This is a genomic window from Marinobacter alexandrii (assembly GCA_039984955.1).
Lineage (GTDB): Bacteria > Bacteroidota > Bacteroidia > Cytophagales > Cyclobacteriaceae > Ekhidna.
Window position 1 is genome coordinate 3,128,413 of the sequence record JBDWTN010000007.1, and the last position, 22,443, is coordinate 3,150,855.

General features: G+C 40.0%; 19 protein-coding genes and 4 tRNA genes. 22 read left to right on the forward strand and 1 reads right to left on the reverse strand.

Annotation, left to right across the window (positions count from 1 at the left end; all coding sequences use genetic code 11):
* Positions 1 to 32: 32 nt before the first annotated feature.
* Positions 33 to 527, reverse strand: coding sequence for a biotin/lipoyl-containing protein (locus ABJQ32_20170; protein MEP5291984.1), 495 nt, complete (start codon positions 525 to 527; stop codon positions 33 to 35).
* Positions 528 to 762: 235 nt separating this feature from the next.
* On the opposite strand from ABJQ32_20170, the gene ABJQ32_20175 reads away from it, so the two are divergent.
* From ABJQ32_20175 to rplC, 22 genes are all read left to right on the forward strand, one after another.
* Positions 763 to 845, forward strand: a tRNA-Tyr gene (locus ABJQ32_20175).
* Between the two features lie 53 nt (positions 846 to 898).
* Positions 899 to 971 (forward strand) — tRNA-Gly (locus ABJQ32_20180).
* Positions 972 to 1,084: 113 nt separating this feature from the next.
* A tRNA-Thr gene (locus ABJQ32_20185) sits at positions 1,085 to 1,156 on the forward strand.
* A gap of 71 nt (positions 1,157 to 1,227) precedes the next feature.
* On the forward strand, positions 1,228 to 2,415 hold the full coding sequence (gene tuf, locus ABJQ32_20190) for an elongation factor Tu (protein MEP5291985.1): 1,188 nt from the start codon (positions 1,228 to 1,230) through the stop codon (positions 2,413 to 2,415).
* A gap of 93 nt (positions 2,416 to 2,508) precedes the next feature.
* Positions 2,509 to 2,581: transfer RNA gene (locus ABJQ32_20195), tRNA-Trp, on the forward strand.
* A gap of 20 nt (positions 2,582 to 2,601) precedes the next feature.
* On the forward strand, positions 2,602 to 2,793 hold the full coding sequence (gene secE, locus ABJQ32_20200; GenBank protein ID MEP5291986.1) for a preprotein translocase subunit SecE: 192 nt from the start codon (positions 2,602 to 2,604) through the stop codon (positions 2,791 to 2,793).
* A gap of 15 nt (positions 2,794 to 2,808) precedes the next feature.
* Complete coding sequence (gene nusG / locus ABJQ32_20205; GenBank protein MEP5291987.1) at positions 2,809 to 3,372, forward strand: transcription termination/antitermination protein NusG; 564 nt, start codon at positions 2,809 to 2,811, stop codon at positions 3,370 to 3,372.
* A gap of 10 nt (positions 3,373 to 3,382) precedes the next feature.
* Entirely contained in the window at positions 3,383 to 3,826 is a 444-nt protein-coding gene (rplK, locus tag ABJQ32_20210; protein MEP5291988.1) for a 50S ribosomal protein L11, read from the forward strand.
* 9 nt (positions 3,827 to 3,835) lie between these two features.
* Positions 3,836 to 4,534, forward strand: coding sequence for a 50S ribosomal protein L1 (gene rplA / locus ABJQ32_20215; protein MEP5291989.1), 699 nt, complete (start codon positions 3,836 to 3,838; stop codon positions 4,532 to 4,534).
* 5 nt (positions 4,535 to 4,539) lie between these two features.
* Complete coding sequence (gene rplJ / locus ABJQ32_20220) at positions 4,540 to 5,067, forward strand: 50S ribosomal protein L10 (protein ID MEP5291990.1); 528 nt, start codon at positions 4,540 to 4,542, stop codon at positions 5,065 to 5,067.
* A gap of 31 nt (positions 5,068 to 5,098) precedes the next feature.
* Positions 5,099 to 5,479, forward strand: a complete 381-nt coding sequence (gene rplL / locus ABJQ32_20225; protein ID MEP5291991.1) for a 50S ribosomal protein L7/L12 — start codon at positions 5,099 to 5,101, stop codon at positions 5,477 to 5,479.
* Between the two features lie 116 nt (positions 5,480 to 5,595).
* A complete protein-coding gene (gene rpoB / locus ABJQ32_20230) occupies positions 5,596 to 9,465 on the forward strand; it encodes a DNA-directed RNA polymerase subunit beta (GenBank protein ID MEP5291992.1) in 3,870 nt (1,289 codons plus the stop codon).
* A 59-nt stretch (positions 9,466 to 9,524) separates the two neighbouring features.
* Entirely contained in the window at positions 9,525 to 13,835 is a 4,311-nt protein-coding gene (gene rpoC, locus ABJQ32_20235; protein MEP5291993.1) for a DNA-directed RNA polymerase subunit beta', read from the forward strand.
* A 4-nt stretch (positions 13,836 to 13,839) separates the two neighbouring features.
* On the forward strand, positions 13,840 to 14,175 hold the full coding sequence (locus ABJQ32_20240) for a DUF3467 domain-containing protein (GenBank protein MEP5291994.1): 336 nt from the start codon (positions 13,840 to 13,842) through the stop codon (positions 14,173 to 14,175).
* A 108-nt stretch (positions 14,176 to 14,283) separates the two neighbouring features.
* Positions 14,284 to 14,511, forward strand: coding sequence for a hypothetical protein (locus tag ABJQ32_20245; protein ID MEP5291995.1), 228 nt, complete (start codon positions 14,284 to 14,286; stop codon positions 14,509 to 14,511).
* Positions 14,512 to 14,768: 257 nt separating this feature from the next.
* Positions 14,769 to 15,125 carry a T9SS type A sorting domain-containing protein gene (locus ABJQ32_20250; protein ID MEP5291996.1) on the forward strand — a complete coding sequence of 119 codons (357 nt, stop codon included), beginning with the start codon at positions 14,769 to 14,771 and terminating at the stop codon, positions 15,123 to 15,125.
* Positions 15,122 to 18,061, forward strand: coding sequence for a G8 domain-containing protein (locus ABJQ32_20255; GenBank protein ID MEP5291997.1), 2,940 nt, complete (start codon positions 15,122 to 15,124; stop codon positions 18,059 to 18,061). The genes ABJQ32_20250 and ABJQ32_20255 overlap by 4 nt, the downstream gene beginning before the upstream one ends.
* A 288-nt stretch (positions 18,062 to 18,349) precedes the next feature.
* A complete protein-coding gene (gene rpsL / locus ABJQ32_20260; protein ID MEP5291998.1) occupies positions 18,350 to 18,724 on the forward strand; it encodes a 30S ribosomal protein S12 in 375 nt (124 codons plus the stop codon).
* A 12-nt stretch (positions 18,725 to 18,736) separates the two neighbouring features.
* Complete coding sequence (rpsG, locus tag ABJQ32_20265; protein ID MEP5291999.1) at positions 18,737 to 19,204, forward strand: 30S ribosomal protein S7; 468 nt, start codon at positions 18,737 to 18,739, stop codon at positions 19,202 to 19,204.
* Between the two features lie 5 nt (positions 19,205 to 19,209).
* On the forward strand, positions 19,210 to 21,318 hold the full coding sequence (fusA, locus tag ABJQ32_20270; protein MEP5292000.1) for an elongation factor G: 2,109 nt from the start codon (positions 19,210 to 19,212) through the stop codon (positions 21,316 to 21,318).
* Between the two features lie 11 nt (positions 21,319 to 21,329).
* Complete coding sequence (rpsJ, locus tag ABJQ32_20275) at positions 21,330 to 21,635, forward strand: 30S ribosomal protein S10 (protein MEP5292001.1); 306 nt, start codon at positions 21,330 to 21,332, stop codon at positions 21,633 to 21,635.
* Between the two features lie 173 nt (positions 21,636 to 21,808).
* A complete protein-coding gene (gene rplC / locus ABJQ32_20280) occupies positions 21,809 to 22,441 on the forward strand; it encodes a 50S ribosomal protein L3 (GenBank protein ID MEP5292002.1) in 633 nt (210 codons plus the stop codon).
* Positions 22,442 to 22,443: the final 2 nt, after the last annotated feature.

The following is a 22,443-nucleotide window of genomic DNA, read 5'->3' on the forward strand; positions in this document are numbered from 1 at the left end:
ATCGTACAAATATAAGAGGATTGGTTGCAGAATTATTCGAATGAAATAAGTACTTGATTTTTTTCAACATTCTCTTTTTCTGATACAAGGATTTTACTGACTTTACCCTCGCCAGGAGATTTAATAACATTCTCCATTTTCATAGCTTCCAGCACAAGTAATTGATCACCCAGACTTACTTCATCACCTTCGGATATGATTATATTGAGGATTGACCCGGGCATTGGAGCCTTCACATCTTTAACGACAGATGAAGATGCGGCATTCATCCCCAGTTTATCCAAAATTTGATCTATGTGATCAGTAACTGAAACATCTAGGAGGAGGTCATTTACTTTCAGTTTCATTTCTTTCCCATTTCTTTCCGCCACTTCAACTCGAAAGATTTTATTGGATTTATAAACCTTATATGAAGAGTCATCCATTTTTACGACCTCACCATCGAAAGGGACCCCATCAATTAAGTGATTTTCCTTTTGATGTTCAATACTAATTTTCTCCAATTCCCCAACCTGAACTTTTATCATTGAAATATGCTTTGTGGTTCTTTTGTTCAAAATTATGTATTGAATCGGGCATTAAAAATTTAGAATCAATTTTTAATAATAATGGGATGTAACTGCTCAAAATCAGGCATTAAATATGAAATAGTTTTTTTATCTAAAAATGAAAGTTTGATTAGTTGAAAAAAGCATATACTTTTGCAATCCTTTTTCTGGAAAACTTCTTGAAAAAGATGTTCTTAATAAGTATTTAAAACTAGGGGAGATACTCAAGCGGCCAACGAGGACAGACTGTAAATCTGTTGGTGTATTCCTTCGAAGGTTCGAATCCTTCTCTCCCCACATTGCTTGTCTGAAACTTACCAAGGTTTCCGTTAGAAAGGACAAGCATATAAGCGGGTGTAGCTCAGTTGGTAGAGCGACAGCCTTCCAAGCTGTAGGTCGCCGGTTCGAGCCTGGTCACCCGCTCTAAATCCTTAGTGGAAACATTGAGGTAGTTTGAAGTCTTTAGATTCCATTTTTCTTTTTAAAAGAAAAATAGAATCCACCGATTTAGCTCAGACTTTGAGGCAATCGGAATAGCCGATGTAGCTCAGGGGTAGAGCGTTTCCTTGGTAAGGAAGAGGTCAGGGGTTCAAATCCCCTCATTGGCTCTGTTCAAGGATTAGATTTTTAGAAAATAGAGTAATTAATAATAAACTAAACAAAACGAGGATTATCAAGCATGGCTAAAGAAACCTTTGATCGTTCGAAACCACACGTAAATATTGGTACAATCGGACACGTTGACCATGGTAAAACAACTTTAACTGCTGCAATTTCGGCTGTACTAGCTGGAAAAGGATTAGCAGATGTTAAAGATTTCTCTGCAATTGACAATGCACCAGAAGAGAAAGAAAGAGGTATTACCATTAATACTTCACACATTGAGTATCAGACTGAAAAACGTCACTATGCTCACGTTGACTGCCCTGGTCACGCGGATTACGTAAAAAACATGGTAACAGGAGCGGCTCAGATGGATGGGGCTATCATTGTGGTAGCTGCTACAGACGGACCAATGCCTCAAACAAGAGAGCATATCCTTCTTTCTAGACAAGTAGGAGTACCTGCACTCGTTGTGTTCATGAATAAAGTTGATTTGGTTGATGATCCTGAGCTACTTGAATTAGTAGAAATGGAAATCAGAGAACTTCTTTCAACTTATGACTTCCCAGGAGATGATATCCCAGTAATCCAAGGCTCAGCACTTGGAGGTCTTAATGGAGATGCTAAATGGGTAGAAAAAATTGAAGAGCTGATGGATGCTGTGGATGAGCATATCCCACTTCCAGAAAGAGCTGTTGATAAAGATTTCTTAATGCCAGTTGAGGATGTATTCTCAATTACCGGTAGAGGTACCGTGGCAACAGGTAGAATCGAAAGAGGAGTAATTAACTCTGGCGATCCTGTTGATATCATTGGTATGGGTGCTGAAGATCTTAAGTCTACAATCACAGGAGTGGAAATGTTCCGTAAGATTCTAGATAGAGGTGAAGCAGGCGATAACGTTGGTCTTCTTTTGAGAGGAATTGAAAAAGATCAGATCAAAAGAGGTATGATTATCTGTAAGCCAGGATCAGTAACTCCTCACGCTCACTTCAAAGCAGAGGTTTACGTTCTTTCAAAAGAAGAAGGTGGACGTCACACTCCATTCTTTAACAAGTATAGACCTCAGTTCTACTTAAGAACAACGGATGTAACTGGTGAAATCATGCTTCCAGAAAATGTGGAGATGGTTATGCCTGGTGATAATATCACTATTGATGTTAAGCTTATCAACCCAGTAGCATTAGAAAAAGGATTGCGATTTGCAATCAGAGAAGGTGGAAGAACAGTTGGTTCTGGTCAGGTTACTGAAATTCTTGACTAAGAAATAATTATCCCGATATACTATGTGTATCGGGATTTGTTTATACAAATTGATTACTCTAAATTTGCAGTCCTTTTGGGACTGCTTGTTTTTACGGGCGTAGCTCAATTGGTAGAGTAGCGGTCTCCAAAACCGTTGGTTGGGGGTTCGAGTCCCTCCTCCCGTGCTATTTAAAGAAGGAATATTATGTCTAAAGTTATCACTTTTTTTAAGGACTCATACGATGAGTTGACACATAAGGTGTCATGGCCAAAGTATAGCTCCTTGCAAAATAGCGCTGTTTTGGTGCTCGTTGCGTCGTTGATTTTTGCCCTAATGATTGGGGCAATAGACTATGCCTTCGAAAATTTAATGGAATTTATTTATCAAGAACTTTAATACGTACGGGTAAGGATGGAGCACAAGTGGTACGTGGTTAGAGCCGTTAGCGGTAAAGAAAAAAAAGTCAAAGAGGCTATCGAAAATGAGATCGTTCGCCAGGAATTGACTGATTATATTCCTCAGGTACTTATTCCTTCGGAAAAAGTATATGAGATGCGTAATGGTAAGAAAAGAGTAAGGGAGAGAAATTTCTTTCCTGGATATGTGTTGATCCAAGCTGACTTCTCCAATGGCGAGGTTCAACACTTAGTTACAAATAAGGAGCTAATCCCTAATGTTATTGGATTCTTAGGATCCACGGGAAGTAGCACTACAAAAGATCCGATTCCTTTAAGACAAGTCGAGGTAAATAGAATCCTTGGCAAAGTGGACGAGGTTGAGGAATACGAAGAGAAGCTTGATACCCCATTTATTGTGGGTGAAAGTGTGAAAGTGATGGACGGTCCCTTTAGTGGCTTCACAGGTACGGTAGAGGAGGTATTTGAGGATCGTAAGAAGCTTAATGTTACGGTTAAGATTTTTGGCAGAAATACACCTGTCGAATTGAATTACATACAGGTAGAAAAAGAAGATTAATAAGTAAGAAATGGCTAAAGAAATATCAGGCTATTTGAAGTTGCAGATACGTGGAGGAGCAGCAAACCCTTCACCACCGGTAGGACCAGCGCTAGGAGCTAAAGGTCTGAATATCATGGATTTCTGTAAGCAATTTAATGCCAGAACCCAGGATAAGCCAGGACAGCTTCTTCCGGTTGTTGTTACAATTTATGCAGACAAGTCTTTTGACTTTGTAATAAAGACACCTCCGGCAGCTACCCTCTTAATGGAGGCGGCTAAGTTGAAAAAAGGATCTTCCGAGCCAAACCGTGTAAAGGTTGGATCAGTATCATGGGATCAGGTTAAAACAATAGCCGAAACTAAGATGCCAGATTTGAATTCATTCAGTATCGAGTCTGCTATGAAGGTAGTAGCTGGAACTGCTAGAAGCATGGGTATGAAAATTTCAGGTAAAGCCCCTTGGGCAAATTAATATTTGGTAATGGGAAAGCTTACAAAAAATCAAAAGAAAGCTCAAGAACTGTTAGAGGTTGGAAAAGAGTATTCTTTGGAAGAAGCTTCAAAGCTTGTGAAGGAAATTACTTTCACCAAGTTTGATTCTTCTGTAGATATCGATATCCGTTTGGGTGTTGATCCAAAGAAAGCCGACCAAATGGTTCGAGGAGTAGTATCTCTTCCTCATGGAGTAGGAAAAGATGTGAGAGTATTAGTGCTATGCACACCTGATAAAGAGCAAGAAGCAAAAGATGCAGGTGCTGATCATGTAGGATTGGAAGAGTACGTCAAGAAGATTGAAGGAGGTTGGACAGATGTTGACGTAATCATTACAATGCCTACAGTGATGGCGCAAGTAGGTAAACTTGGACGAGTACTAGGACCAAGAAGCTTAATGCCAAATCCAAAGTCTGGAACAGTGACAATGGCTATTGGACAAGCAGTAAAGGAAGTGAAAGCTGGAAAGATCGATTTTAAAGTAGATAAGTTCGGTATTATCCACACAAGTGTGGGAAAAGTGTCATTTGACTCTGATAAAATCAAAGACAATGCACTTGAAATGATCCTAACAATATCGAAATTGAAGCCTGCCTCTGCAAAGGGAACATACTTCAAGTCGATTACGCTTTCAAGTACGATGAGTAACGGGATAGCAATTGATAAAGGTAGCATAACAAGCTTATAATAGTTATGACGCGACAAGACAAAGCACAACTAATAAGTGACCTTACAGCAAAGCTTAAGGAAACAGATCATTTCTATATAACTGATACTTCTGGTCTCACAGTTGCTGAGATTAATAAGTTCAGAGAAATGTGCTTCAATAAAGGAGTAGAGTACAAGGTGGTGAAAAACACCCTTATAAAGAAGGCCCTTGATGATGTGGATGGTGATTATTCATCATTAGATGAAGTGTTGAAGGGTACATCTGGCATCATGTTTATTAATGAGAATGCCAATGCTCCAGCGAAAATTATCAAAGAATTCAAAAAAGCGGATTCTAACGATAGACCGAAATTCAAGGCTGCTTCCATAGACTCGGATTTATTTATTGGTGAAGATCAACTAGGAGCGCTTGCTAGCTTGAAATCTAAGCAAGAGCTTATTGGTGATGTCATCACACTATTGCAATCACCTGCTAAGAATGTACTTACTCTGTTACAGAGTGGAGAGCATAAGCTTGCTGGTATTGTTAAGACACTTTCAGAAAGAGAATAAGAATTTTTAAACAGAATTAACACTTAATAAAATGGCGGATTTAAAAGAATTTGCAGAGCAATTGGTTAACCTTTCAGTAAAAGAGGTAAACGAACTAGCTAATATCCTTAAAGATGAGTACGGCATTGAGCCAGCTGCAGCTGCAGGACCAGTAATGGTTGCTGGAGGCGGTGGAGCTGAAGGTGGAGCTGAAGAAGAAAAATCTTCTTTTGACGTTATCCTTAAGTCTCCAGGTGGTGCGAAACTTGCTATCGTTAAGTTAGTAAAAGAACTTACTGGACTAGGCTTGAAAGAAGCGAAAGAGCTTGTTGATGGAGCTCCTAAGGCAGTGAAAGAAGGAATAGCTAAGGACGAGGCTGAAGCATTAAAGAAGCAGCTTGAAGAAGCTGGTGCTGAAGTAGAATTAAAGTAATTAGCAAATAGTACCAAAGGCTTAGGCCCTGACAGTCTATCGTCAGGGTCTTTTCCTGTTTGTATAAAAAGCTAATTAGTCCTATTCAATTTTTATAAATTAAAACTCCGTAAGCTTTGGCTAACAACAATAACAAGAGAATAAATTTCTCATCAATCAAATCGGTTATTGATTATCCGGATTTTCTGGACGTACAATTAAAGTCATTTGTCGACTTTTTCCAGCTGGACACTCCTGCTGAGAGAAAAGAAGGTGAGGGTCTTTATAAAGTGTTCATGGAAAATTTTCCAATCACAGATTCTCGAGAGAATTTCGTATTGGAGTTTGTAGACTACACTGTTGACCCCCCTAAATACAGCATTCAAGAATGCATTGAAAGAGGATTGACATATTCAGTTCCATTAAAGGCGAAACTTCGTCTGTTATGTAATGATGAAGAAAATGAAGACTTTGAAACGATAGAGCAAGAGGTATTCTTGGGTAATATCCCATATATGACCGAGAAAGGTTCTTTTGTTATAAATGGTGCTGAACGTGTCATTGTATCACAACTTCACAGATCTCCTGGTGTATTCTTCGCACAAAGCAAGCACACCAATGGAACACTTTTATACAGTGCCAGAATTATTCCTTTTAAGGGCTCTTGGATAGAATTTGCTACAGACGTTAACAACGTAATGTATGCCTACATCGACAGAAAGAAGAAGTTTCCAATCACGACACTTCTTCGTTCAATCGGATACGGATCGGATAAAGAGATTCTTGATCTATTTGGATTGTCTGAAGAAATTGAAGCCACTGAGAAAGATCTTAAGAAAGTTATTGATAGAAGACTTGCGGCAAGAGTTCTTAGAACTTGGACGGAGGATTTCGTGGATGAAGATACTGGAGAGGTAGTATCGATTGATAGAAACGAAGTTGTTCTCGAAAGAGATAGCATTATTTCTGAAGATGATATTCAAACAATCATCGATTCAGGATCTAAGTCCATAATCGTTCATAGAAAGGATGTGAATATCGCCGAATACTCTATAGTTTATAATACACTTCAAAAAGACAATTCTAATTCTGAGAAAGAGGCTGTAGAGCAGATTTATCGTCAGTTGAGAAATACGGAGGCTCCTGATGAACAAACCGCCCGTGATATTATTACCAGTCTATTCTTCTCTGATAAAAGATATGATCTCGGAGAGGTTGGGCGGTATAGAATTAATAAGAAATTAGGTATTGATACCGATTGGGACAGAAGAGTACTTACTACTGAAGATATTATCCTCATTGTAAAATATTTAATTGGACTAATTAATAGCAAAGCGGTGGTTGATGATATTGACCACTTGAGTAATAGAAGGGTAAGAACAGTAGGGGAACAGCTTTACTCACAGTTCGGAGTTGGTCTTGCAAGAATGGCAAGAACAATTCGCGAGAGAATGAACGTTCGGGACAATGAAGATTTCAAGCCAGTTGATTTGATCAACGCACGTACGCTTTCTTCAGTGATCAACTCGTTCTTCGGAACGAACCAGCTATCTCAGTTCATGGATCAAACCAATCCGCTTGCTGAGGTCACTCACAAAAGAAGAATGTCTGCACTTGGGCCAGGTGGTCTTTCAAGAGAAAGAGCAGGTTTTGAAGTTCGAGATGTGCACTATACACACTACGGTCGTTTATGTACTATTGAAACACCTGAAGGACCAAACATTGGTCTAATTTCCTCTTTATGTGTTCACGCTAAAGTGAACCAGATGGGATTCATTGAAACTCCATATAGAGAGGTAGGAAAAGGTACAGTAGATATGTCAGGTACGGTTAAGTACTTAACTGCAGAAGAAGAAGATACTCATAACATCGCACAGGCTAATGCGCCATTGTCAGATAAGGGTAAATTCTTGAATGATAAAATTAAGGCACGATTTGAAGGTGACTTCCCACTTTGTAGCGAAGATGAAGTTAGCTATATGGATGTTGCTCCAAACCAGATTGTTTCTGTTGCAGCATCTATGATTCCATTCCTTGAGCATGATGATGCGAACAGAGCCTTAATGGGATCTAACATGCAACGTCAAGCGGTTCCTTTGATGAGACCACAGGCTCCAATTGTGGGAACAGGACTTGAGGAAAGAGTTGCTCTGGATTCAAGAGCACTAGTTAGAGCTGAAAAAGATGGAGTTATTGAATATGTAGATGCAACAAAGATTATAGTTAAGTATGATCTTGATAGTGACGAACAGATCATAACATTTAATGATTCTGTAGTTACATATGACTTGGTGAAATTCAGAAGAACAAATCAAGATACATGTATCAACCTTAAGCCGATAGTTCAAAAAGGAGAGAAGGTAGATCAGGGACAAGCACTTTGTGATGGATTTGCAACAGAAGAAGGTGAACTTGCACTGGGTATTAACATGCAGGTTGCGTTCATGCCTTGGCAAGGATACAACTTTGAGGATGCTATTGTAATCTCTGAACGAGTAGTGCGCGAAGATATCTTCACATCAATTCATATTGATGAGTTCGAACTTGAAGTAAGGGATACTAAGCGAGGTGAAGAAGAGCTAACAAGTGAAATTCCAAACGTTTCGGAAGAGGCAGTTAAGAACCTTGACGAAAATGGAATCATACGAACTGGCGCTGAGATAAAAGAAGGGGATATACTTATCGGTAAGATTACTCCTAAAGGGGAGTCAGATCCGACTCCTGAAGAAAAGCTGCTTCGTGCAATCTTCGGAGACAAAGCCGGTGATGTAAAGGATGCTTCATTAAAAGCTTCACCATCATTGAAAGGTGTTGTGATTGACACTAAGCTTTTCTCAAGACCTAAAAAGGATAAAGATGTAAGAGCTAGAGCTAAGAAAGAAGTTGAATTACTTAAGAATAGGTACAGTCAACAGCTTACAGAAGCGAGAAGTACGATGATTGATAAGATCGCTACACTTCTTGAGGGCAAAACATGTCAGGGAATCAAGCATAAGTTTGGTGAAGAAGTAGTAAGCAAGGGGGTGAAGTTCTCTAAAAAGAACATTGAAGCGAACTTGTTCCCTCCAAAGAATAAATACAGAGATGAGAGTAATTACAACGTTCCTGAAGAAGCAAACTTAATCTCTGATTTAATTATAGAAAATTGGGTTACTGATGGTAATATCAATGACTTAGTCTTCATGTTGATTAAAAACTACATGGGACATAGAAATGATATCGCAGGACATTTCAAAAGGGAGAGATTCACACTTGAAGTAGGAGATGAACTACCTGCTGGTATTGTTCAATTAGCTAAAGTTTATGTAGCTAAGAAACGTAAGCTTCAGGTTGGTGATAAGATGGCTGGACGTCACGGAAACAAAGGGGTTGTAGCGAAGATTGTCCGTGAGGAAGATATGCCATTTATGGAAGATGGAACTCCAGTGGATATTGTATTGAACCCTCTTGGTGTGCCATCGAGGATGAATATTGGTCAAATTTATGAGACAGTACTCGGATGGGCTGGATTGAAATTAGGTAGGAAATATGCGACTCCAATTTTTGATGGAGCTTCTGAAGAAGAAGTTCAGAATGAATTGAAAGAAGCAGGACTGCCAAACTTCGGTAGAACTTATCTATATGATGGGCTTTCAGGTGAACGATTCGATCAGCCAGTAACGGTTGGTGTGATATACATGCTGAAACTAGGTCACTTGGTTGATGATAAGATGCATGCAAGAAGTATCGGACCATACTCACTTATCACTCAGCAACCACTTGGAGGTAAGGCACAGTTTGGAGGTCAGCGTTTTGGAGAGATGGAGGTATGGGCATTGGAAGCATTCGGTGCAGCCAACGTTCTTCAAGAAATCCTAACCATAAAATCTGATGATGTAATTGGTAGAGCAAAAGCTTATGAAGCAATCGTGAAAGGCGAGAACATGAATAAGCCAAACATTCCAGAATCATTCAATGTATTGATACATGAATTGAGAGGTTTGGCTCTAGAAATTACTTTGGACTAATTAATTATTGAAAATCATTCTCCCGACTGAAACGTCGGGAGGCTTTATTGATATACAACATGGCGTTCAGAAAAAACAAAAAAATTCACAACGACTTCTCTAAAGTTACGATCAGTCTAGCTTCTCCAGAATCAATTCTGGAAAGCTCGCATGGTGAAGTAACTCAGCCAGAAACCATTAACTACAGGACCTATAAGCCTGAAATGGGTGGCCTTTTCTGTGAGCGAATTTTCGGTCCAGTAAAAGATTGGGAATGTCATTGTGGTAAATACAAAAGAATCCGATATAAAGGTATTATTTGCGACAGGTGTGGGGTTGAGGTAACCGAGAAAAAGGTTCGAAGAGAGCGAATGGGCCATATCGAATTGGTAGTACCAGTAGCGCATATTTGGTACTTCAAGTCTTTACCTAATAAGATTGGATACCTACTTGGTGTACCAACCAAGAAGCTTGATCAAATCATTTATTACGAACGATATATCGTAATTCAACCAGGAGCGAAGGAAGAAGACGGAATAGCGAGGCTAGATTTCCTTACTGAGGAAGAATATCTTGATATTCTTGACAAACTTCCGAGAGAGAATCAGCTATTAGATGATGATGATCCAAACAAATTCATAGCTAAGATGGGTGCAGATGCATTAGAAATGCTTTTGGCTCGAACGAAACTAGATGAACTTTCTTACGAGCTAAGACATCAAGCTGCTACGGATACATCTCAGCAGAGAAAAGCGGAGGCCCTTAAGCGATTAAGAGTAGTTGAAGCTTTTAGAGATGCTAAAACTCGTATTGATAATAGACCTGAATGGATGATCGTGAAGATGGTGCCTGTAATTCCACCAGAATTACGCCCATTGGTACCACTAGATGGAGGTCGATTCGCAACTTCTGATTTAAATGATCTCTATAGAAGAGTAATTATCAGAAACAATCGTCTGAAGAGACTTATTGATATTAAAGCGCCAGAAGTAATTCTTAGAAATGAGAAAAGAATGCTTCAGGAAGCTGTTGATTCACTTTTCGATAACTCCAGAAAAGTAAATGCTGTAAGATCTGATGGAAACAGAGCACTTAAATCTTTGAGTGATATGCTTAAAGGTAAACAAGGTCGATTCCGTCAAAACTTATTAGGTAAAAGGGTTGATTATTCTGGTCGATCAGTGATCGTAGTAGGACCTGAATTGAAAATGCATGAGTGCGGACTGCCTAAGAATATGGCAGCTGAGCTATTCAAGCCTTTTATTATAAGAAAGCTGATTGAGCGTGGAATCGTTAAAACAGTTAAATCTGCGAAGAAAATAGTTGATAGAAAAGATCCCGTAGTTTGGGATATTCTTGAAAACGTGTTGAAAGGCCATCCTGTTCTATTGAATAGAGCTCCTACGCTTCACAGACTTGGTATTCAAGCTTTCCAACCAAAACTAATTGAAGGAAAAGCAATTCAACTTCACCCTCTTGCATGTACAGCATTCAACGCCGATTTTGATGGTGATCAAATGGCGGTACACGTACCTCTAGGACACGAAGCAATATTAGAAGCGTCATTATTGATGCTTTCTTCTCACAACATCTTGAACCCTGCTAACGGTGCTCCAATTGCAGTACCCTCTCAGGACATGGTATTGGGACTTTACTATATCACAAAAGGTAGAAGAAGCACTGATAAGGAGAAAGTGGTTGGAGAAGGACGAATCTTCTACTCTCATGAAGAAGTAATCATTGCCTTAAATGAGAAACAAGTTTCTCAGCATGCTTACATCAAGGTGAGAACTCAAGTAAGAAATGACAAAGGAGAATTAGAAACAAAGATTATTGAAACAGTAGCTGGAAGAGTTCTATTCAATGAATCAGTACCAACTGAGGTAGGTTTTGTTGATGAACTTCTTACAAAGAAAAAGCTTCAGAAAATTATCTCTGGTGTTTTCAAGATCGTAGGAATGGCTAAAACAGCTCACTTCCTAGATGATATCAAAGCACTTGGATTCCAGATGGCCTACAAAGGAGGTCTTTCTATGGGACTGGATAACATAAACGTTCCTGCTGAGAAAGAGAAATTAGTAGCACAGGCAAAAGAGGAAGTAGATGCTGTATGGCAAAACTACCTTATGGGATTGATCACGGACAATGAGCGTTACAACCAGGTAATTGATATCTGGACAAGAACGAACACGATGTTGACCAATTCCTTGATGAAGCAGATGGAAGAAGATGATCAAGGTTTCAACTCAATCTACATGATGATGCACTCCGGTGCTAGGGGATCTAGAGAGCAGATTCGTCAGCTTGGAGGAATGAGAGGACTGATGGCTAAGCCACAGAAAAACCTTCAGGGATCGGTAGGTGAGATTATTGAAAATCCGATTCTGTCCAACTTTAAAGAAGGACTTGATGTAATAGAGTACTTCATTTCGACTCACGGTGCGAGAAAAGGTCTTGCAGATACAGCATTGAAAACCGCGGATGCGGGTTACCTAACAAGAAGACTTGTAGATGTTGCTCAGGATGTTGTGATCAACGAAGATGATTGTGGAACATTAAGAGGACTTTCTGTTTCAGCATTAAAAGACAATGAAGAAGTAGTTGAAGCACTTTCTGAAAGAATTCTAGGAAGAGTATCAGTACATGATATTTACGATCCAATCACAGAAGAATTAGTGATTGAGGCAGGAGCTGAGTTCACGGAAGAGATTTCTGATTATATAGATCAATCCAGTATTGAAGAAGTTGAAATCAGATCAGTATTGACTTGTGAAACTCGTCAAGGAGTATGTGCCAAGTGTTACGGAAGAAACCTTTCTTCAGGTAGAATGTCACATGTTGGTGAGTCAGTAGGAGTAATTGCTGCTCAATCAATTGGTGAGCCAGGAACACAGCTTACACTAAGAACCTTCCACGTAGGGGGTACCGCTTCAAACATTGCTGTAGATGCAAATATCAAAGCGAAGTTTGATGGTGTGATTGAATTTGATGAGCTCAGAACTGTGAAATCAACCGATGACGAGGGTAATAAGCTTGAGGTTGTAATGGGTCGATCTGGTGAACTGAAAATCTTAGATGCTAAGAAAGAAAAAGTATTGATTTCCAATCACGTACCTTATGGAGCAATCCTTAAGGTAAAAGACGGTGGTAAAGTGGCTAAAGGCGATGAGCTTTGTTACTGGGATCCTTACAATGCTGTTATCATGTCTGAATTTGATGGAACGGCTTCATTTGATTCAATCATTGAAGGTATTACGTTCAAAGAGGAATCAGATGAACAAACGGGTCACAGAGAAAAGGTAATTATTGACACAAAGGATAAGACCAAAAACCCGGCTATTGAAATCGTTGGTAAGGATGGTTCTACAGAAAAAGGATATAACATTCCAGTCGGAGCTCACTTGTCAGTAAACGAAGGAGATAAAATTAAAGCCGGACAGGTTTTAGCTAAAATCCCAAGGAAAACGGGTAAATCCAGAGATATTACCGGAGGTCTTCCAAGAGTAACTGAGCTTTTCGAAGCAAGAAACCCTTCTAATCCAGCAGTAGTAAGTGAGATAGATGGAGTAGTTGAATACGGTGGTATCAAGCGTGGTAACAGAGAAATATACATCGAGTCAAAAGACGGTGTGAAGAAGCGTTATATGGTGCCGCTTTCAAAGCATATTCTTGTTCAGGATAACGATTACGTTAGAGCAGGAGATGCACTTTCCGATGGTGCGATTACACCAGCGGACATCTTGAAGATTAAAGGTCCTACAGCCGTTCAGGAATACTTAGTGAATGAAATTCAGGAAGTGTACCGATTGCAGGGAGTGAAGATAAACGATAAGCATATTGAAGCGATTGTTCGTCAGATGATGCAAAAAGTGGTGATTGAGAATCCAGGAGATACTAGCTTCTTAACTAATCAGTTAGCTGATCGTTTCGTTTTCATGGAAGAAAATGACAACATCCTTGACAAGAAGGTTGTTGTGGAGCCAGGGGATTCTTCAAACTACAAAGCAGGACAGATTATTGATGCAAGAAGCCTGAGAGATGAAGTCTCTAGCTTAAAGCGTCGTGATCTAAAGGCGATGGTAACAAGAGATGCAGAGCCAGCCACAGGTAAGCCAACCCTTCAGGGAATTACGCAAGCATCACTTGGAACAGAAAGCTTTATTTCAGCTGCATCATTCCAGGAGACTACCAAAGTATTGAGTGAAGCTTCCATCAAAGGGAAAGCAGATACATTGATGGGTCTAAAGGAAAACGTAATTGTAGGTCACCTTATCCCAGCAGGTACTGGAGTAAGAAAGCATCAAGATTATATCGTGAACTCTCAGGAGGAATTCGATAAGTTGGTGTCTTCGAAAGAAGAGTTCGAATCTAAAGAGGTGGAAGAAGCCTAAGATTATGAGCGAAGATCAGAAAAAGAAAGACGATAAAAATCCAAATAATCAGATCAACATAGAGCTCTCGGAAGAAATTGCCGAGGGTGTCTATGCCAATCTGGCGATGATTGCTCATTCGAGTAGTGAATTTGTTATTGACTTTATTCGACTGATGCCAGGGGTACCGAAGGCGAAAGTGAAATCGCGCATTGTGGTAACGCCAGAACATGCGAAACGACTTTTAAACGCACTTCAGGATAATATTCAGAAGTATGAAGCCACTTTTGGTGAGGTAAAGCAAACTGAAGAATCACCAAAATTCCCATTGAATTTTGGTGGCACCATGGGTGAAGCTTAACATTTAGGGTGAAATAATTAGCGAAGGGTAGCTGAAAGGCTACCCTTTTTTGTTCCTATTGTTTACTCACTCAGCAAAACTTACGATCCACCCTTGAAAAGCTACCATTTGTTCATTTACCAATATTTTCAGCATATACGATTGTCTCAAGTGGTAGATGCCTTTTTTACAGAAGAAGGAGCTTATCCTGACATGCAAATCGTATGGTCTTCAAAAGATCATGCAACAAGTGTTGTACCATTGTTGGTGCAAGGGCCAGGAGCAAATTACTTTGCTGATGTACAACGAAACTGGCAAATAGGAACACATCTTAAAAGTATAATTAGGAAGAACTAAAAAGCATATCCAACCAACGCAACATTATCTCCCCTCAGAGTCGTTATAGAGAAGTGTTGAAAGTACTGACTCTGAGGAAACCCTGCTAACTCGCGTTTCAACGCGTGCAATAAGTCAGTAATTGTATCTTAGACCATGTCAAAAAAGACCCACTAGCTTTAATCTGAATCATTAACTATACCCTGTAGACAGTTTGTAGATCTCAAAATTTGTATGACACTTTCCTTAATTACATATTTGATTAGAATACTCAAATTATGGCAAAGTGTGTTATTATAGTTTTTTTTGCTTCCATAGGATTCTCTATCAAAGCACAAACAATACATCGGATCACCGTTGCAATTAATCAAGGCGCTGACTGTCCCATTACTGGCTTGAGCCAATCTGATGTCTTTGCAGTTTATCCCAATCCGGCAGCTACCTCTTTCACCATCCAATCTTCAATCAGAGAAGCTGAAATCAAACTAATAGATCTTAATGGAAGAAAAGTGAGGTCGGCGAAGATGACAGATGGAGAGTTGAAGGTAGATGTCTTGGATTTGCCGAAAGGGATTTACATTATCCGTTTTGAGTATCAGTCAGGATCAGATCGCATTAAAATCAGAATACAATGAGAAAAGATTTCAAATACCTCATAGCTTTGATTTTGATCCTCTCCATGGGGCTTGCATTTAGCCAACAGAATCTCTCTGTTGCACTAGAAGATAAAATAGTGTTAACTGGGGACACCTACCGTGGTACTATCCAGTGGCAGTCCTCCAACGATGGCATAGAATGGACAGATTACAATGGAGGGACAATCAACGGATTAGAAGTTGTGATTGGCCAAGAGCTTACATACTATCGGGCACGTGTAGAAGAGGAAGGATGTGACGACCCCCACTTTTCAGAGATAGTCGAAGTTCAATCCACCACAATCACCAAGCTTTGGTCAGACCCTGCCACCTGGGGAGATGCAGGTAAGCCACAAGAAGGAGAAGAAGTGACAATCGCTGCGGGTAATTACATCATTCTGGATGAAACACCACCTAACCTTGGAGGGCTATTGATCAATGGGGCTTTATCATTCGATCGAAAAGATCTGTCGCTGACCAGTGAGTGGATTGTTGTCAATGGAACACTTCGGGTAGGCACTACAGAGAACCCATTTGCTCAAAAAGCCACTATCACATTAAATGACCAAGATACAGAAGCAGAAGTCATGAACATGGGCACCAGAGGTATCATGGTCATGACTGGAAACTTAGAATTGCATGGAGCATCACCAGAGGTGATTTGGACAAAGATCAATGCTCACGGAGAAGCTGGCGCCACCACCCTTTCGTTGATTGAAGAAGTAGATTGGCAAGCCAATGACGAAGTAGTAATTGCGCCCACTGATTATTATGAAGCAGGCCTTGGAGTATCAGTCACCCAAAAGGTAGCATTAGGAGGAGTAGATGGAGCTGTTATTTCACTCGCCGAAGGACTAAATGCTCATCGCTGGGGTTTGCTACAGTACCCAACATCTGATGGTATGAGTCTTTCTTCCGTAGGACTAGTAGCCCCTCCATTACCAAATGCTGGTGATGACATCACCCCGTTAGTGTTAGATGAACGAGCTGAAGTAGGAAACTTGACACGAAACATTGTCATACAGTCCGCCGATGACGAACTGTGGGCCCAGGGTTTTGGAGCTCACACCATGATTATGCCTTCAGCCACCGCGCATGTAGAAGGAGTAGAATTTAAAAGAGCTGGGCAAAGTGGTAGACTCAGGAGGTACCCATTTCACTGGCACATGCTCAGCTATAACGGTACAGCTACTTTAGATGATGCTACCGGACAGTACTTTCGAAGCAATACCATTAATAGTTCAGCCAATCGTGGCATTGTTATTCATGGTACAAATGGAGTGTTAGTTCAAAACAACATAGTCTACGATGTAAGAGGCCATGGACTATTCACAGAAGATGCCGTCGAGCGAAGAAATGTTATTGATGGAAATTTAATCTTGCATGTAAGAAACCCTGAATGGGGGAGCCAATTAATGATGCATGAAATAGGAGATTTTGGATCCTCTGGATTCTGGATCGCTAACCCTGATAATATTGTTACTAACAATACAGCGGCAGATTGTCAAACATTTGGTTTTTGGCTGGCCTTTCCAATACGCCCTTTCGGATTAAGTAATGAAGTTCTGAATGAAGATGGAATACTCATGCGTCCCAATCGCCTGGAATTTGGAATCTTCGATAATAACACGGCGCATTCTAATAGGAATGATGGCTTACATATAGATGATCCACAAACAGATGAAGAGGGAAATACTTTCCCACTTCAATATTGGTCGACCACAGATGGACGAACAGATGTTCATACAAATTCCTTCGAAAACCTGAGGAGGTTTGCTCTTTCGAGAATAAAGACATGGAAAAACATGGACAATGGCTCTTGGGATCGTGGTGTATGGACAGATATGTATGAATTTGTCTCAGCAGATAATTGTGGACGTTTCTTTGCTGGATCTGGATCTGATGGAGTAATAGAAAGAAGCCTCATCGTAGGCACAAGCCTCAACTTCCTGATGAACGGAACAGGTAGGCCTGAAATTGCTGATTTCCAATTCAATCCCTCCTCGGCACCAACAGCCTTTGCGACTTATCACAGTGCGTTTAGTATGAGAAACAATGTGGTGGTCAATTTCCAAGTGACTGAACATGACCGTGCAGGGGTCTTTGCCACGGATGATTACTATTTCCGTCCGGTAGATAAAGGACAACTGAGAAATTATGACAACCTACTTGTGGAATCAGACCCAGGTGTAAAGTTGAGAGCCACGAGCCCATACTTCACACTAGCTAGTGCTTTGTGGGATCCCTATGGACATTGGGGGCCAGAAGAAAATTACCTTGTCTACGATGATCCGTTCCTTACTTATGGAAAGACGGTGACCATACCTGCACTTGGTGCTGAAGTGGTTGGAGGTGTCAGCGTTTCTGGACCTTTCTATGGTTTCTTAGGATTCGTTCTGCATGGAGTAGGACCAAATCCACCTCAAAATTTCAACTTTGAAGACTTCATGGCCATCCACGTGGATCGGTATGACCCTTCTGATCTTTCTTCGCCCATTGGCACATGGGATGTAACCACCTCCCAACCGGAATGGGCACTTAACCATATGAGAGATTTTGCCACAAGCCCAGACGGAGTATACGAATTAACCTTTCCAGATGAGATCATAGATCCAACAAACTTCAACATGGAAGTGGAGAGCATGAATGAAGAAACAGATTTGCAAGTGCTTGGAATCCAATTCGACGGCACCATCGATCCCGTAGTTTTTCTTCAGCAAATAAGTAATACAGCTAATTTTCATGTCTATACGATGATGAATTCACTCCAAGAGGTAATGGATTCGAATGGAGAAGCTTGGTGGCAAGACAAATCCAACAATCGTGTTTGGGTTAAAATACGTGGAGGTAGATGGGTTGCCACACCAAATGACGAAGGAGAATTCGAGGCAGAAGCAAACGAAACCATGAACTTAGTCATCAGAGCGGCTAATTAGCAGCGCAATGATTGTCGCCACATTTTCTTAACTTGTTTTTATACGCAATAATTTAAGAGCAGAGGTCCCTGGAAAACGCAGATAAAGAAATATCTAATAAAATGGATATGCGATTCATGCAATTAAATAGCTTTACACCCATCAAAAGAGGCATTATTCGAACTTTTCTGACAGAAAGATTAAAAACCTGAACCAATCATGATTAATTAATCTTCCAATCTTTTGATATAATCTCAATATATCTATCTTTGCGTTCCCAAAATTTGGGACGATTAGAAATTATAGCGTATGCCAACTATACAACAATTAGTAAGGAAGGGTAGAAAGAAGCTGACTTCAAAGTCAAAATCCCCGGCGTTGGACTCATGTCCACAACGAAGAGGTGTGTGTACAAGAGTGTATACAACCACGCCAAAGAAACCTAACTCAGCAATGAGGAAGGTGGCAAGGGTGCGATTGACAAACGGTAAAGAAGTCAATGCTTATATCCCGGGAGAAGGACACAACCTTCAAGAGCACTCTATTGTGCTGATCAGAGGTGGTAGAGTAAAAGATTTACCTGGTGTAAGATATCACATCATTAGAGGTGCGTTGGATACGGCTGGCGTAAACGGACGTCTACAAAGAAGATCTAAATACGGTGCTAAGCGACCGAAAAAATAATTTTCAGGAGAAATGAGAAAAGCAAAACCAAAAAAGAGATACATCCTTCCTGATCCTATTTATCAGGATACCCTTGTTACCAAATTCGTTAACAACTTAATGTTAAGTGGTAAGAAAAGTGTCTCTTACAAAATATTCTACAACGCAATCAATCAAGTAGAAGAAAAAACAAGTGAAAATGGTCTCGAAACTTGGAAGACAGCATTGAGTAACATCATGCCATCTGTTGAGGTTAAAGCAAGACGAGTAGGAGGTGCCAACTTCCAAGTGCCAATCGAGGTACGACCTGATAGAAAAATTGCTCTTGGAATCAAGTGGATGATTAAATACGCTCGACTAAGAGGAGAAAAGACTATGCAGGATCGTTTAGCTGCAGAAATTATCGCCGCGTCAAAAGGTGAAGGAGCTTCTGTGAAGAAGAAAGACGATATGCACAGAATGGCTGACGCAAACAAAGCATTCTCACACTTCAGATTCTAATCAAGATGTCAAGAGATTTAAAGTACACAAGAAATATTGGTATCGCAGCACACATCGATGCTGGAAAAACCACTACAACAGAGCGCATTCTTTACTATGCCGGTGTGAACCATAAGATAGGTGAAGTTCATGATGGTGGTGCTACAATGGATTGGATGGAGCAGGAGCAGGAAAGAGGTATTACTATTACTTCTGCTGCAACTACTGTATTCTGGAAATACAAAGAGAAGGATTATCATATCAATATTATTGATACACCTGGTCACGTTGATTTCACCGTTGAGGTAAATAGATCATTGCGTGTATTGGATGGGTTGGTATTCTTGTTTAGTGCCGTAGATGGTGTAGAGCCTCAATCGGAAACTAACTGGAGACTTGCTGATAACTACAAAGTAGCTAGAATTGGATTCGTTAATAAAATGGATCGTTCTGGTGCAGACTTTTTGAAAGTTTGCAAACAAGTGAAAGAAATGTTGGGTACTAAAGCAGTGCCTCTTCAATTACCTATCGGAGCAGAAGACACATTCAAAGGAGTAGTTGATCTTGTAGAAAACAAGGCAATTGTTTGGAATGAGGATGACATGGGAATGAGCTTCGAAGAAGTGGAAATTCCTGCTGACATGATGGATGAGGTGAAAGAATACAGAGATTACCTTGTTGAGTCAGTTGCTGAGTACGATGAGGTGTTGATGGAGAAATACTTTGAAGACCCTGATAGCATTACAAGGGATGAAATTGTTGCAGCACTTAGAGCAGCTACAGTTGATTTGGCTTTCGTTCCAATGCTTTGTGGTTCAGCCTTCAAAAACAAAGGAGTTCAAACACTATTGGATTACGTGATGGAGTTACTCCCATCTCCGATGGATAGAGATAGTATTGTAGGAACTAATCCTGATACAGATGAAGAAGTAGAAAGAAAACCATCTGCTGATGAGCCTTTCTCAGCACTTGCTTTCAAGATCGCAACGGATCCATTCGTAGGTAGACTTTGTTTCGTGAGATCATACTCAGGAGAGTTAGAGTCAGGTTCTTATGTATTCAATACAAGAACAAATAAGAAAGAGCGTATTTCTAGAATATTCCAGATGCACGCAAATAAGCAAAATCAAATTGATAAACTTAATACTGGTGATATTGGAGCTGTTGTAGGTTTTAAGGACATTAAAACAGGTGATACGCTTTGTGATGAAAAAAACAAAATTGTATTAGAGTCCATGGATTTCCCAGATCCAGTAATTGGGTATGCAATTGAGCCAAAAACTCAAGAGGATGCTGATAAGCTAGGAATTGGGCTTGGTAAGTTGATTGAAGAAGACCCTACTCTTCAAGTAGAGACAAATCATGAAACAGGACAAACTATTCTTAAGGGAATGGGTGAACTTCACTTGGATATCATCATCGATCGATTGAAAAGAGAGTTCAAAGTAGAGATCAATCAAGGCGCTCCTCAGGTAGCATACAAAGAAGCGATCACTACTACGATAGAGCACAAAGAAGTATATAAGAAGCAATCAGGAGGTAGAGGTAAATTTGCTGATATCGTTTTTGAAATCGGACCAAAAGATGAAGATTATGAAAAAGAGGGATTGCAGTTTGTTAATAGTATTGTTGGTGGTGTGATTCCAAAAGAATTCATTCCATCAGTTCAAAAAGGATTCGAGCAAGCAATGATGAACGGACCATTGGCTGGATATCCAATCGATACAATGAAGGTAAGATTGTATCATGGTTCTTTCCATGATGTCGATTCAGATTCACTGTCGTTCGAATTGGCAGCTAGAGTCGGTTTTAAAACTGCTGCTTCTCAATGTAAACCTGTTATTCTTGAGCCAATTATGGCGGTTGAGGTAGTTACTCCTGATGAGTATACTGGATCAATCACTGGTGATTTGAACAAGCGAAGAGGTATGATGAAAGGAATGGACACAAGAGGAAATTCAGGTGTAATTAAGGCGGATGTTCCTTTGTCTGAATTATTCGGATATGTGACTGATTTGAGAACTATTAGTTCGGGTAGAGCTACTGCTTCTTTAACATTTGCTCACTACGATGCTGTTCCTAAAAATATTGCAGAAAAAGTAATTGCTGAAGCAAAAGGAACTGCAGCTGTTTAAAGATTATTGACATGAATCAAAAAATTAGAATAAAACTGAAGTCTTACGACCACAATCTGGTAGATAAGTCTTCTGAAAAAATTGTTCGAGCAGTAAAAACTACTGGAGCGGTTGTGAGTGGTCCAATCCCACTTCCAACAGTAAAGGAGAAGTTTACTGTACTTAAGTCACCTCACGTGAATAAGAAAGCAAGAGAACAATTCCAGCTTTGTACGTACAAAAGACTGGTTGATATCTACAGCAACAGCGCGAAAACTGTTGACGCACTTATGAAGCTAGAGCTTCCAAGTGGAGTAGATGTAGAGATTAAAGTGTAGCCTGATTTTGCATCGGGGAAAGAGAACCAATTGGTCTTCATCGATTGGTTCTTTTTTTGTCTAAAAAATAAGCGATCAAATTTTTTGATCGGGGAATGGATTTGCTATCTTTGCAAACCTTTTCACAAAAAGTTTGCCTGAGAGGGTAATTATAAGATATAAACGAGTAGAAAATGCCTGGTTTAATAGGAAGGAAAGTAGGAATGACAAATGTCTTTGATGAGAATGGTAAAAGCATCGCTTGTACCCTTATCGAAGCAGGTCCTTGCGTCGTGACTCAAGTTAAGAACGAAGAGACAGACGGATACAAAGCTGTGCAGTTGGCTTACGGTGAGAGAAAAGAAAAAAATACACCTAAGGCACTTCAGGGACATTTTTCGAAAGCAAAGACTACTCCTAAATCTAAGATTGTGGAATTCAGGGATTTTAGATCTGAATTCGACGATAAAGTGAAGTTGGGTAACGAAATTAAAATTGAAGATGTATTCAATGAAATGGATTTCGTTGACGCTGTAGGTACATCTAAAGGAAAGGGATTTCAAGGAGTTGTGAAAAGACACGGTTTTGGTGGAGTTGGTCAGGCAACTCACGGTCAGCATAACAGACTAAGAGCTCCGGGTTCTATTGGTGCTGCATCATTTCCATCTAGAGTTTTTAAAGGCATGAAGATGGCTGGAAGAACAGGTGGAGATAGAGTAAAGGTTTTAAACCTAAGAGTTTTGAAAGTGTATCCTGAGAAAAACCTGGTTTTAATATCAGGATCAATTCCAGGAGCTAAGAATTCATACGTAATACTTGAGAAGTAATC